The following is a 12483-nucleotide window of genomic DNA, read 5'->3' on the forward strand; positions in this document are numbered from 1 at the left end:
AACGACTGGGGAATGTGTATAGCCTGCCTCCGACCGAGCAGATCCCGGTCAGGTCCGCTGATTCCACACGGGGGAGACAGTCGTGCAGAAGTCGATGTTCACCGCCTATCTGGGAGTCGCCGTGCTGGCCACGGCCACCCTGGCCACCGTCGGCGGCACGCCCGCCACGGCCGACAGCGCCACCCCGCTCGGCCTGCCGGCGTACGGCGACCACGTGGTCGACGACGACCACGGGCACGTCTTCGTCAGCGGTGGCCCCACCGGCAACGGGGTGGTCGTCACCAACCGCTACGGCGGCGTGGTCAAGACGATCACCGGTCAGTACGGCGCCACCGGCCTGGCCCTGGACGCACCCCGGGACCGGCTCTACGTCGCCAACGCCGCCGGGGACGCGGTCTCCGTCATCGACCTGCACTCCCTGACCGAGATCGATCGCATCCCCACCGGTGCGCAGACCTGCCCGACCCACCTGACCCGTACCGACGAGGTGCTCTGGTTCGGCTACGGCTGCGAGGGCACCTGGAACGGCGGTATCGGCCGCATCGAGTTCCCCGAGCCGGAGCCGCCGGCCGAACCGCAGGTCACGCTCAACCGGCAGGGGTCGACGGCCTTCCAGCGCGCGCCCCTGGTCACCGCGCACGACGACTGCGCCGGCCCGCTGGTCGCCGGCCAGCCGTACCTCAGCCTCTCCACCGTGTACGTCTACGACGTCGACGACGCCCACGAGCTCGACACCCGGACCTCGGGCACCGCGCCGGGCAGCAACCTGTACGACATCGCCCTCGACCAGCGGGGCGAGATCCTGTTCACCGGGGCCGGGTCGCGCAACAACGCCCCCGCATACAGCACCGAGGACCTCTCCGGCCGGGGTTCGTACCACAGCGGTTACCACCCGCTGGCCGTCGCGCCGACCGCCGACGACCTGCACATCGCCGTCGGCGTCCGGGCCACCGGCGACGACGTCTACGTCTACGAGCTGGGCGGGGTCATCCCCACCGAACGCCTCGACCTGACCGGCGACGTGCTCGCCCCGCGCGGGCTGGCCTGGTCGGCCGACGGCGACACCCTGTACGCGGTGAGCGAGCCCCCGGCCGGCGGCTCACCCACCCTCCATGTGGTGGACGTTTTCTGACGGTCACCCCCCGACGGCGATCGGGTGTCACCCTGGAGGGTGGCACCCGATTCGTCGTCCCACCCGTCGCCACCCGTCCCACGGTTCACAACCCGCTGTGGCGCACGCCACGATTCTGACCGATCGGTCAGGCTCTGACCGATCGGTCAGGCATTCTGGTGCCCGGGAGGTGGCCGACATGGCTCGGGCGGTACCGGAGACGCGGGACGAGATCCTCGCCGCGGCGGCGCGGCGGTTCGCCGTGTCCGGCTACAAGGCCACCTCGTTGCAGGACATCGCCCGCGAGGTGGGCTGCTCGAAGGCCGCCGTGCTCTACCACTTCGCCAGCAAGGAAGCCCTGCTCGGTGAGCTGATGGGGCCCGCGATCGCGGGCTTCCAGGCGATGGTCGACCGGCTCACCTGGCTGACCGGCACCGTGGCCCAGGAGGCAGCCGTCAACGGGTTCGTCGACCTGGCGGTGCGGTTCCGGCGGGAGATCGCCCTGCTCGGTGCCGACCTGCCCGAACTGCTGCTGCACCCCGAGTTCAGCCACGTGCACCAGGGGACCGAACGGTTGATCGCGGCACTCGCCGGCTCCGACCGACCCACCGCCCGGATCGCCGCGCTGGTCCTCCTGGCCGGGATCGCGCACAGCTGCCCCGAGTTGGTCGACGTACCCGACGACGAGCTGCGCACCGCCCTGCTGGCCGTGTCGCGGCGCGCCGTCGAACCGGCCGACCCGCCCGGCACATCCACCGGACACCCCGGCGCGCCGGCCGGCCACGTCGCCGCGTCGACCGACCACTCCGGCGCACCGGCCGGAAGACCCACACCGACCACCTGACCCGTCACACCCAACCCGAGGACAAGGATCTCCATGGCGACCCTGTTGTACCGGCTCGGCCGGGCATCGTTGCGCCGCCGGCGACTCGTCGTCGCCGTCTGGCTCGTCGTACTCGTCGGACTCGGCCTGGCCGCGGCGACCCTGCGCGGCCCGATGTCGAGCAACCTCTCGATGCCCGGTACCGAGTCGCAGCGCGCGCTCGACCTCCTCGCCGAGCAGTTCCCGGCGGCCAGTGGGGCCACCGGCACCATCGCCCTGAAGGCCCCGACCGAAGGGGCCCTGGCCAGCCCGGAGGGGCAGGCCGTGGTCCAGGGCCTGGTCGAGGAGGCCAGCCAACTGCCCGGCGTGGTCGGCGCGGTGAACCCGCTGCAGGCCGGGGCGGTCTCCCCCGACGGCCGGTACGCGCTGGTCCAGGTGCAGTTCGCCGAGCGGGCGGACAGCGTCACCGAGGAGCAGCGGGAGGCGTACGGCGAGGTCGGCGCGACCGCCGAGCAGCAGGGCTGGGAGGTCGCCCCCGGCGGTGAGGTGCTCGCCGGCGTACCGGAGATCGGCTCCTCCGAGGCGCTCGGCGTGCTGGTGGCCGCCGTCGTCCTGGTGATCACCTTCGGCTCCCTGGTGGCCGCCGGGATGACCATGCTCAACGCGCTGATCGGGGTCGGGGTCGGCATGGCCGGCCTGTACGCCCTGAGCAACGTCTTCGAGATGACCGACGTCACCCCGGTCCTGGCGCTGATGCTCGGCCTCGCCGTGGGCATCGACTACTCTCTGTTCATCACCTCCCGGCACCGACAGAACCTCATGCAGGGGCTCGAACCCGACGAGGCCGTCGGCCGGGCGGTCGGCACCGCCGGCTCGGCGGTGGTCTTCGCCGGGGCCACCGTGATCATCGCCCTGGCCGGTCTCTCCGTCGTCGGCATCCCGTTCCTCAGCGCGATGGGCCTGGCCGCAGCGGGTACGGTCACCGTCGCCGTGCTGGTCGCGATCACCCTCCAGCCGGCCCTGCTCGGCTTCGCCGGCGCCCGGGTGCTGCCCCGCAAGCTGCGCCAGGGCAGCGGTGACGACGCCTCGACGCACCCCGACGCACCCGAGAACCGGAACACCTTCGGCTTCCGCTGGGCCGGTTGGATCACCCGGTTCCGCATTCCGGTGATCCTGGCCGGGCTGCTCGGTCTCGGCCTGCTCGCCGTACCGGCGTTGGACATGCGGTTGGCCCTGCCGGACGACAGCACCGCGCCCGCCGGATCGGCGGCCCGGGAGAACAGCGAGTTGATCCGGGAGGGCTTCGGCCCCGGCTTCACCGGCCGGCTCGTGCTGGTCGTCACCGGTGACCAGCCGCAGGCCGTCCAGGCGGCGGTCCCGCAGGTCACCCAGGCCATCCAGGGCACCCCCGGGGTGGTCGCCGTGGCGCCGGCGCAGTTCAGCCCGGCCGGCGACACCGCGCTGCTGGCGGTCATCCCGCAGTCCGGGCCGACCGACCAGGCCACCGAGGACCTGGTCCACGACATCCGGGCCACCGTGGCCGACGTCGACCAGGTCGACGTACTGCTGACCGGGGTCACCGCCATCGGCATCGACGTCTCGGAGAAGCTCGCCGACGCGATGCCGGTCTACCTGCTGATCGTGGTCGGACTGTCGATCCTGCTGCTGATGCTGGTGTTCCGCTCGATCCTGGTGCCGGTCAAGGCCGCGCTGGGCTTCCTGCTCACCGTGGCGGCCACCTTCGGGATCACCGTGGCGGTGTTCCAGGAGGGGACCCTGTCCGGGCTGGTCGGCCTGGACACCCCCGGGCCGCTGATCAGCTTCCTGCCGATCCTGCTCATCGGCATCCTGTTCGGACTGGCCATGGACTACGAGGTCTTCCTGGTCTCCCGGATGCGGGAGGACTTCGTCCACGGCGACACCGCCCAGCAGGCCACCGTCAACGGCATGGGGCACGGCGCCCGGGTGGTCACCGCCGCCGCGCTGATCATGATCTCGGTCTTCGGTGGTTTCGTCTTCTTCCTCGACGACCCGGTCATCAAGTCGATCGGTTTCGCCCTCGCCGTCGGGGTCGCGATCGACGCCTTCGTGGTCCGGATGACCATCGTGCCGGCGGTACTGTCGCTGCTCGGTGACCGCGCCTGGTGGCTGCCGCGCTGGCTGGACCGGATCCTGCCCAACGTGGACATCGAGGGCGAGAAGCTCCGCGCCCGCCTCGACCCCCAGTAGTTGAAAGGAAGGGCCCCCTGTTAACGCTTTCTGTTGCACAGGGGGCCCTTCCTAACAGCCGAGGGGCGCGGCGCGACAGCTGAGGGGCCACGTCGTGACAGCCGAGGGGCCGTCGCGGCAGCTGAGAGGCCGCGTCGCGCTCAGACACCGGAGGGCCAGGTCTCCAGCTCTCCGGGGAACGACACGGCGGGCAACGGGTGCAGCGGCGTGGTCTCGTCACACCAGACGAACCCGTCGTACCGTTGCGCCAGCCGGGTCGGCACGTAGTTGCCCCACGACTCGAAGCTCGGGTCGTACACCACCCCGATCGCCCGGTGGTCGACGGTCCCGGTCGCCCAGTCCGGCTCGTCGGGGCCGTCGAAGACCAGCACCGCCCGCTCCGGCAACAGTTCGTGCAGTCGCTGCTCGACCGAGCCGGGCCGGGCCGGCGGCACCGGCATCGTCTCGGCCGCCGACCCCCACCCCGGAGCGGCGATCACCGCCCCCCGGTACGCGCCGAAGCCGATCAGCGCCACCGCGTCGGCACCGTGCCGCTCCCGGGCCAGCTGACCGATATTGACCATTCCGTCGGCACCCATGTCGGTGGCCCGCGCATCGCCGACATGGGTGTTGTGCGCCCAGACCACGCCCCGCGCGCCGTCGCCGTACCGGTCGAGCAGCCGGTCCAGGGTGTCGGCCATGTGGGTGTCCCGCACGTTCCACGACTCCGGCCCGCCGCCGACCATCGTCCGGTAGTAGCGTTCCGCGCCCGCGACGACCTCCGCGTTCTGCCAGGCCGAGAAGCGGTCCGGGCCGTCCGATGTGGCGTGTTCCCGGGTACGCGCGAGCAGGCGGATCACCTCCTCCTCGCAGCGCGCCGAGACGAACCGGCTGGCCATCCCGTACTCCTCGATCCGCTTGCCGTACGGCTCGAAGCAGCGGTACGCCTCCTGCGCCGCCTCCAACGAGGTCGGGTCCTCCTCGCCGAGGTAGTCGAAGATCGCCTGCATCGACTCCCAGAGGCTGTACACGTCGAGTCCGTGGAAGCCGACCCGCGCCGACGCCGGCCGGTCCAGGTTCCACGCCCGCAGCCACCGGCAGAACCGGGCCACCTCGGCGTTGGCCCACATCCAGGTGGGCCACCTGTCGAACCGCTCCAACGCGGTACGTGGATCGGCCGCGCCGCCGGGCGCCCCGATCACCGACCGGTTCACCCGGTCGCAGTCCGGCCAGTCCCCCTCGACCGCGACGAAGGAGAACCCGCACTCGGCGATCAACCGCCGGGTGAGCTGTTCGCGCAGTCGGTAGTAGTCGTGGCTGCCGTGGGTGGCCTCGCCGATCATGACCACCCGGGCGTCCCGGACCCGCTCCAGCAGCGGATCGAAGTCACTCGGCGCGCCGAGCCGCTGTACCAGCATTCCGCCGGCTACCCGCCCCCCATCGGGGCAAACCGGCGTGAAGACCGCCCGAACGGGTAGCCCACGCGTGCCGCGGCTGTAACGCCCGCCCCGCGCGGGCGACGCGGCAGCGCGGTGTGTGAGAGGGGTGCCCCGCTCGACCGAATGCGTTAAGAAGGGGCCCTTCCTTACAGCTGGGTGGTGGTGGCGGTGGTGCGGGCGGTCTCGGCTGCGGCGAGGACCGCGACGACCTCGCGGCCGAACCGGACGTCGCAGCGGTGGTCGCGGGTGCCGGCGTCGATCTCCGCCAGCAGCTGGTCGAGGGCGGCACCGAGGGCGGTGATCGGGCTGCCGTCACCGGGCGGTACGTGCTGCACCCCGTTCTCGCCGTAGAAGACGAACTCCCGGGCATCGGCCCCCGGCGGGGCGTCCAGGGTGAGCGAGACCGTGCTGGTGGCACCCCCGTCGTGGGTGAGCAGCAGGTGCACCAGGCCACGCGGGCCGTCCATCGCGGCCACCCGGGTCACCCGGCCGAGCACCGGCAGGATGATCGAGAGCGCGTGCGGTCCGACGTCCCAGAGCGCGCCGTGCTCCCGCCGCCAGGTGGAATCCTGGTACGGCCCGCCCGGCTGGAAGATCGACGCGAACCGCAACGCATGACCGGTGTGCCAACCGCCGGCTGCCGAGGCCGAGGCGAGGAACGCGGCGATGTCCGGCAGGAACCGGCTGGTGAAGAAGACCACCGAGGCGACCCCGGACTGCTCGGCGGCGGCCACCACCCGGTCGGCGTCGGCCACGGTCAACGCGGTCGGCTTGTCCAGCAGCAGGTGCCGGCCGGCGGTGGCGGCCCGGACTGCGAGGTCGGCCTGTACGTCCGGCGGGAGCGCCACCGACACCGCGTCGACCGCCTCGATCAGGGCGTCGGCGTCGGTGAAGACCGGCACCCCGTACCGGGCGGCCAGCGCGGCGGCCTTCTCCGGGTTACGCCCCCAGACTCCGGCCAACTCGATCCGGGGGTGGGCGTCGAGCGCCGGGGCGTGCGCCTTCGTCGCCCAGTGACCGGTGCCGAACAATCCGAACCGCAGCACGGAACCTCCCGGATGTCGTTCTCCGCCACGCCGACGCCGCAGCCGTGAGCCACGCTAGCCGCCGGCCACCGCGACCGCAGCTCACCACCCCGGCACCGGGGCTCGGGGCCGTCCTGGTTGCGCCGGGACGGGTTGGCGCTGAGTCGTCAGCCCTGCCGTTCGCACGAAGATCGCTCGACGTACAACGGCGTCGCCCCGGGCATCGAGTTGGTAGGCCTCCAACCAGGTCCACCCGTCGTAGGTGGTCTTGGTCCAGCCCTCGATCACGCGAATCACCCGGATCACGATCGGCTTCGTAAACTGAGGGCTGGCAGCGCGGGTTACGAGGACCAGATCGCCTGCCTCCGGCAGTGGCGCGTTCACCGCAGGTCCTTCACCCGCAGCCAGGCCAGAATCCGAGCACGCGATATCGCGACGCGGGGGCACCAGCCATCCGGACGGCACCGGTGGCAACGGCTGCCGTTGTGGTCATAATGAGTTGCCTCAAGGCAACCCCCAAGGGCGTTTCCTAACCCTGAACATCTTTGTGCAAGGGGGTGAAGCCATACCGTCAGTTTGTGGAGCTGCTTGGGTTGGATGAGATCCGTGATCTCCTCGGCGGGATCAGCAAGCAGCGCGCCACGATCATCGTGGGCCGCAAGGGCTTTCCTGACCCTGTCGTGACCTTGAAGATGGGGCGCGTCTGGGACGGCGCGGCCGTTCGGGCGTGGATAGCCGACCACCGCCCCGCCCCGGCAGACGAGGACTGACGTGCCCGCGCCTGGCGGTCTACCGCCAGGCGGCGCGACCTTGCTGGCCACCACCCACATGGTGAGTACTACGGCGGTTAGTAGGCTGGGGCGGTGACCGAGGGATGGGCCGGGGGGCTGGCGATGACCAGTGCCGCCGCGACGGGTTCGCCGGTGGACGGGATCCTGGCGACGGCGACGATCGTGCTGTCGCTCGTACTCGCGGGGTGGGCCCTGGTGGCGGCGGTGCGCCACCGGGCACCGGACCGGGCGCAGTTTGTCGGCCTGGCCGTGCTGGAGCTCGCGCTGGTCGCACTGGTGGTGGTGGCGCTGGTCGCGCTCGGCGGCGGGGAGCGGCCCGGCGAGCCGGGGGCGTTCGCCGGGTACGTGGTGACGTTGGTCTGCCTGCCCCCGCTGGCCGCGGTGCTGGCCCGGATGGAGCCCACCCGGTGGGGTTCGGCGATCGTCTGCGTGGTCTGCCTGGTCGTGCCGGTGGTGGTGGTCCGGCTCCAGCAGACCTGGGCGGTCGTGGCCGCCGGAGGCTCCGGTGGCTGAGCCGACCCCACCGGCCGGGCCGCCAGCGGCGGAGCCAGCCGGGCAGCCAGCAGCCGAGCCAACCGGCCAACAAGCGACCCCACCAGCCGGGCAGCCAGCCGGTGAGCCCAGGGGCACCAACCGGGGGCCAGGGCGGTTGCTGATCGCGGTCTACCTGCTCTTCGCGATCGCGGCGACCGCACGCGCCGGGTTGCAGATCGCGACGAAACTCGCCGAGGCCCCGGTGGCGTACCTGCTCTCCGGGGTGGCGGCGGTGATCTACATCGTGGCCGCGGTGGGGCTGGCCCGCGCCGGCACCGGTGGCCGGCGGACCGCGCTGGTCTGCTGTTCGGTGGAGCTGGCCGGGGTGTTGGGGGTGGGCGCGCTGAGCCTGGCCGACCCGGCGCTCTTCCCCGACGAGACGGTCTGGTCGGAGTTCGGCAGCGGCTACGGGTACATCCCGCTGGTGTTGCCGGTGCTCGGCCTGGCCTGGCTGTGGCGGACCCGCGGCGCGGACCGGACGGATCCGTCCGGTCGCGGCTGAGCCGCCGCCGGCCCGCAGCACCGCCGGGACGCAGCACAGTCGGCCCGCAGCACCGCCGGGACGCAGCACCGCCGGGACGCCGCTCAGTCCTGGGGGCCGCCGGCGACGTAGACGACCTGGCCGGAGACGAACGACGCGCCCTCGCTGACCAGGAACGAGATGGTGTGGGCCACGTCGTCGGGGCGGCCCACCCGGCGGACCGGGATGGTCGACTCGGTGTGCTTCTGCAACTCGGCGAAGTCGACCTTCATCCGGGCGGCGGTGGCGGCGGTCATGTCGGTGACGATGAACCCGGGGGCCACCGCGTTCACCGTCACGCCGAACGGGCCCAGCTCGATGGCGAGGGTCTTGGTGAAGCCCTGCAGGCCGGCCTTTGCCGCCGCGTAGTTCGCCTGGCCCCGGTTGCCAAGCGCGGAGGTGCTGGAGAGGTTGACGATCCGGCCCCACCGCTGCTCGACCATGTGCCGCTGGGCGGCCTGGCTGAACAGGAACGCGCCGCGCAGGTGTACGCCGAGCACGGTGTCCCAGTCGGCGTCGGTCATCTTGAACAGCAGGTTGTCGCGGAGCACCCCGGCGTTGTTGACAAGCACGGTCGGCGGGCCCAGCTCGGCGGCGACCCGGTCGACGGCTGCGGCGACCCGGGCCCGGTCGGCGACGTCGGCGGCCACCCCGAGGGCGCGGCCACCGGCGGCGACGATCCCCGCCACGGTCTGCTCCGTCGCCGACTCGTCGAGGTCGACCACCGCGACGGTCAGGCCGTCGGCGGCGAGCCGGCGGGCGGTGGCCGCACCGATGCCGCGGGCGGCTCCGGTGACGATGGCGACGCGGGGCTCCTCCGACATGGCTACCTCCCGGTAACGGACTGTCGGAGGAGCTTAACCCGCGCCTCCGGAACTGCCGAGGGTCAGCTTCCGTTGCCCCGGTAGAGCCGGATCCAGCGGTACCCGTGGCCGGCGATCTTCAGCTTGTCCAGCTGCTCCACGTCGTCGTAGGGCTGGTCGGCCAGCACGTCGATCGGCAGGTCGGCCTCCTCGGCGAGCATGCCCAGGTCCACCACCGCGTCGCTGGTGCCGAGGTTGTGCAGGAAGACCATCGCCCCGTGCCGTCCATCGGCCCGGTGCGCCAGCACGCCCGGCGGCATCGGGATGTCGATGTGGGTGGTGGAGCCGGAGCCGATCTCGGGGCACTCGCGTACGGTCCGGATCATCCGCTCGAACCAGGCAAGCAGCGAGTCGCGGTCCCTGCGTTGGGCGGTGACGTTGACCGCCTGGTAGCCGAACTCACCGTCGGAGATGACCGGCCGGACCAGCTTCTCCGGCTCGGCCGTGGAGAAGCCGGCATTCGGCTGGTACGACCACTGCATCGGGGTACGGATCGCGTACCGGCCGTCCAGGTCGAGGTTCTCCCCCATGCCGATCTCCTCGCCGTAGCGCAGCACCGGGGTGCCGCGCAGCGAGAACTGCAACGAGTACGCCAGCTCGATGCGCCGACGGTCGTTGCCGAGCATGGGGGCGAACCGCCGCCGGATGCCCCGGTCGTAGATGCGCATGTTCTCGTCCGGGCCGAACTGCTCGTACACCTGCTCACGCTGGTCGGCGGTGAGCCGGGACAGGTCGATCTCGTCGTGGTTGCGCAGGAAGGTGGCCCACTGCCCACCGTTGGGCAGGACCGGGGTGTCCCGCAGCGCCTCGATCACCGGCTCCGGGTCCTCGCGGGCCAGCGCCAACATCAACCGGCCGTTGAGCATGAAGTCGAAGAGCATGTGTACCCGGTTGCCGGAGCCGCCCTTGTCCCCGAAGAACTGGGGCAGCTCGTCGGGCTCCACATTGGCCTCGGCAAGCAGCACCGCGTCACCGCGCCGCCACTGCACGTGCTCGCGCAGCTCGGTGAGGAACTCGAAGTCCTTGGCCGAGTCGGGGTGGCCGGGCTCGGTCAGCTCGATGATGAACGGCACCGCGTCCATCCGGAACCCGGCGACGCCGAGCTGGAGCCAGAACGAGATGATCTTCTTGACCTCGGCGCGTACCTCGGGGTTCTGGAAGTTGAGGTCCGGTTGGTACTTGTAGAACCGGTGGTAGAACCAGGCCTTCGCGGTCCGGTCGTAGGTCCAGGTCTCCTTCTGCTCCCCGGGGAAGACCATGCCCTGGCGGCGGTCCGTCGGCTCGTGGTCGGCCCAGACGTACCAGTCGCGGTACGGCGAGTCGGGCGAGGAGCGGGCCGAGACGAACCACGGGTGCTCGTCGGAGGTGTGGTTGACCACCAGGTCGATGATCACCTTGATGCCCCGGTTGCCGGCCTGGTGCAGCAGCTCGGCGAAGTCGCCGAGGGTGCCGAAGCGGGGGTCGACGTTGTAGAAGTCGGTCACGTCGTAGCCGTCGTCCTTGTTGGGCGACGGGTGGATCGGATGCAGCCAGAGGCAGGTCACGCCCAGCCTGGCCAGATAGTCGAGTCGGCTGATGAGGCCGGGGATGTCGCCCACCCCGTCGCCGTTGGAGTCCACGAACGTGTCGATGTCGAGGCAGTAGACGACCGCCTCGGAGTACCACCTGTCACCCATGCGGCATTCACTTTTCCGACCGCGTCCGTCGGCAAACGCGAATTGGCCTCCGGTACCGTCACGACATGAGTCAGGATTCCGCCGTGCCGCCCCGCCGGGTCGACTGGACCGAGGGGGTCTGGCTGAACCGACCGGTACGCGCCGAGCCGACCCCGGACGGCGGGCTGACCGTCCAGCCCGGTGCGGGCAGTGACTTCTGGCGGCACACCAGCTACGGCTTCGTCCACGACGACGGGTCGGCACTGCTGGCCCCGTTGCCCGTCGGCCGGGCCGTGGAGGTCGACTTCCGGCTCGACTTCACCGAGCAGTTCGACCAGGCGGGCATCCTGGTCCGGGTCGACGAACGCACCTGGACCAAGGCCGGGGTGGAGTTCAGTGACGGCCAGCCGCAGGTCGGTGCGGTGGTCACCCGGGAGCTGTCGGACTGGTCGGTCGCGGCGGTGCCGACCTGGGCCGGCCGGCTGGTGAGCGTCCGGGTCAGCCGGGCTGGCGACGCGCTTACCGTCCGGGCCCGGGTCGAGGGCGAGCCGTGGCAGCTGGTCCGGCTGGCTCCGCTGGCCGAGGGGGTCGCCGCGTCGGCCGGGCCGTTCTGCTGCTCGCCGACCCGTGATGGGCTCGCCGTCCGCTTCACCGCCTGGCGGCAGGGCCCGGCGGACCGGGAGCTGCATCCCGAGAGCTGACCAGCCGATCAGGGTGGGCCGGCCCACCGGCAGGTGTGGCCGGACGGCGGTGGGGTAAGGCTGGATGATCCCCGGCCGTTTCACGTCTTGCCGGCCGCCCGCGGAAGGACGCCCGTCATGGCTCTCGCCGAGAACGTCGAACCGAGCCAGCTGGGCGGTCTGACCGGCTGGGTGGCCCAGGTGATCGAGTCCGCCGGTCCGATCGGCGTGGCGCTGCTGGTCGCGCTGGAGAGCATCATCCCGCCGATCCCCAGCGAGATCGTCCTGGCGATGGCCGGCTATCTGGCCGGTGAGGGCCGGTTCAACGTGGTGGTGGTGGGCGTGGCCGCCACGGCCGGCTCGCTGCTCGGCGCGCTGGTGCTCTACTGGGTGGGCGCGGTGCTCGGCGAGGACCGGTTGAAGCGGTGGCTGGACCGGCTGCCCCTGGTCGACCTGGACGACCTGGAGCGCGCCGACCGGTGGTTCGAGCGGTACGACCGGTGGGCGGTGCTCTTCGGGCGGATGATGCCGGTGGTCCGCAGCCTGGTCTCGATCCCGGCCGGGGCGAACCGGATGCCGTTGCCGGAGTTCGTCCTGCTGACCACGCTGGGCAGCGGCATCTGGAACGCGCTCTTCGTCGGGCTCGGCTACGTCCTCGGTTCCCGCTGGCAGGAGATCGACAGGTACAGCAGCTGGTTCGACTACGGAATCATCGCCATCTTCGTCGTCATGATCGCCATCTGGGCGGTCAAGAAGGCCCGCCGCCGCCGTCGTCGCACCGACAGCCCCGGCGGCACACCGGGGCTGTCGGGTCGAGCGGGTCAGTGAGCCGAG

Annotated in this window: 12 protein-coding genes and 1 pseudogene; 8 read left to right on the forward strand and 5 right to left on the reverse strand. The window is 71.6% G+C overall.

What is annotated here, in order from left to right; genetic code table 11:
* Positions 1-82: 82 nt before the first annotated feature.
* The 3 genes and pseudogenes from GA0070617_RS24190 to GA0070617_RS24200 all read left to right on the forward strand — a co-directional run bounded on the left by GA0070617_RS24190 (position 83) and on the right by GA0070617_RS24200 (position 4163).
* Positions 83-1132, forward strand: a complete 1050-nt coding sequence (locus GA0070617_RS24190) for a YncE family protein (RefSeq protein ID WP_091443077.1) — start codon at positions 83-85, stop codon at positions 1130-1132.
* Between the two features lie 178 nt (positions 1133-1310).
* Positions 1311-1841 (forward strand): annotated as a pseudogene (locus GA0070617_RS24195) (TetR/AcrR family transcriptional regulator); the annotation flags it as partial.
* A gap of 147 nt (positions 1842-1988) precedes the next feature.
* The gene (locus GA0070617_RS24200) at positions 1989-4163 is read left to right on the forward strand and encodes an MMPL family transporter (protein ID WP_091443080.1); all 2175 of its coding nucleotides are present in this window, start codon (positions 1989-1991) and stop codon (positions 4161-4163) included.
* Between the two features lie 140 nt (positions 4164-4303).
* On the opposite strand, the gene GA0070617_RS24205 is transcribed toward GA0070617_RS24200, so the two are convergent.
* The 3 genes from GA0070617_RS24205 to GA0070617_RS24215 form a co-directional block, all read right to left on the reverse strand.
* Positions 4304-5560 (reverse strand): erythromycin esterase family protein, encoded by a 1257-nt coding sequence (locus GA0070617_RS24205; RefSeq protein WP_091443082.1) that lies wholly within the window; start codon positions 5558-5560, stop codon positions 4304-4306.
* 167 nt (positions 5561-5727) lie between these two features.
* Positions 5728-6627 carry a Gfo/Idh/MocA family protein gene (locus GA0070617_RS24210; RefSeq protein ID WP_175440639.1) on the reverse strand — a complete coding sequence of 300 codons (900 nt, stop codon included), beginning with the start codon at positions 6625-6627 and terminating at the stop codon, positions 5728-5730.
* A gap of 81 nt (positions 6628-6708) precedes the next feature.
* Complete coding sequence (locus tag GA0070617_RS24215; RefSeq protein ID WP_175440640.1) at positions 6709-6990, reverse strand: hypothetical protein; 282 nt, start codon at positions 6988-6990, stop codon at positions 6709-6711.
* 194 nt (positions 6991-7184) lie between these two features.
* Between GA0070617_RS24215 and GA0070617_RS24220 the strand changes: the two genes are divergently transcribed.
* From GA0070617_RS24220 to GA0070617_RS24230, 3 genes are all read left to right on the forward strand, one after another.
* Positions 7185-7376, forward strand: coding sequence for a hypothetical protein (locus tag GA0070617_RS24220; protein ID WP_091443085.1), 192 nt, complete (start codon positions 7185-7187; stop codon positions 7374-7376).
* A gap of 117 nt (positions 7377-7493) precedes the next feature.
* On the forward strand, positions 7494-7910 hold the full coding sequence (locus tag GA0070617_RS24225; RefSeq protein ID WP_091447230.1) for a hypothetical protein: 417 nt from the start codon (positions 7494-7496) through the stop codon (positions 7908-7910).
* Positions 7911-8046: 136 nt separating this feature from the next.
* Positions 8047-8433: a hypothetical protein gene (locus GA0070617_RS24230; protein WP_091443088.1), complete on the forward strand. Its 387-nt coding sequence runs from the start codon at positions 8047-8049 to the stop codon at positions 8431-8433.
* Between the two features lie 83 nt (positions 8434-8516).
* Here the strand turns inward: GA0070617_RS24230 and fabG are convergent, their stop codons facing one another.
* Positions 8517-9275, reverse strand: a complete 759-nt coding sequence (gene fabG, locus GA0070617_RS24235) for a 3-oxoacyl-ACP reductase FabG (RefSeq protein ID WP_091443090.1) — start codon at positions 9273-9275, stop codon at positions 8517-8519.
* Between the two features lie 62 nt (positions 9276-9337).
* Positions 9338-10990: an alpha-amylase family protein gene (locus GA0070617_RS24240; RefSeq protein ID WP_091443093.1), complete on the reverse strand. Its 1653-nt coding sequence runs from the start codon at positions 10988-10990 to the stop codon at positions 9338-9340.
* 65 nt (positions 10991-11055) lie between these two features.
* Between GA0070617_RS24240 and GA0070617_RS24245 the strand changes: the two genes are divergently transcribed.
* Both GA0070617_RS24245 and GA0070617_RS24250 read left to right on the forward strand, forming a co-directional pair.
* Positions 11056-11670: a DUF1349 domain-containing protein gene (locus tag GA0070617_RS24245; protein ID WP_091443096.1), complete on the forward strand. Its 615-nt coding sequence runs from the start codon at positions 11056-11058 to the stop codon at positions 11668-11670.
* A gap of 117 nt (positions 11671-11787) precedes the next feature.
* Entirely contained in the window at positions 11788-12477 is a 690-nt protein-coding gene (locus tag GA0070617_RS24250; RefSeq protein ID WP_091443099.1) for a DedA family protein, read from the forward strand.
* Positions 12478-12483: the final 6 nt, after the last annotated feature.

The sequence above is a fragment of the Micromonospora yangpuensis genome (assembly GCF_900091615.1).
Taxonomy (GTDB): domain Bacteria; phylum Actinomycetota; class Actinomycetes; order Mycobacteriales; family Micromonosporaceae; genus Micromonospora; species Micromonospora yangpuensis.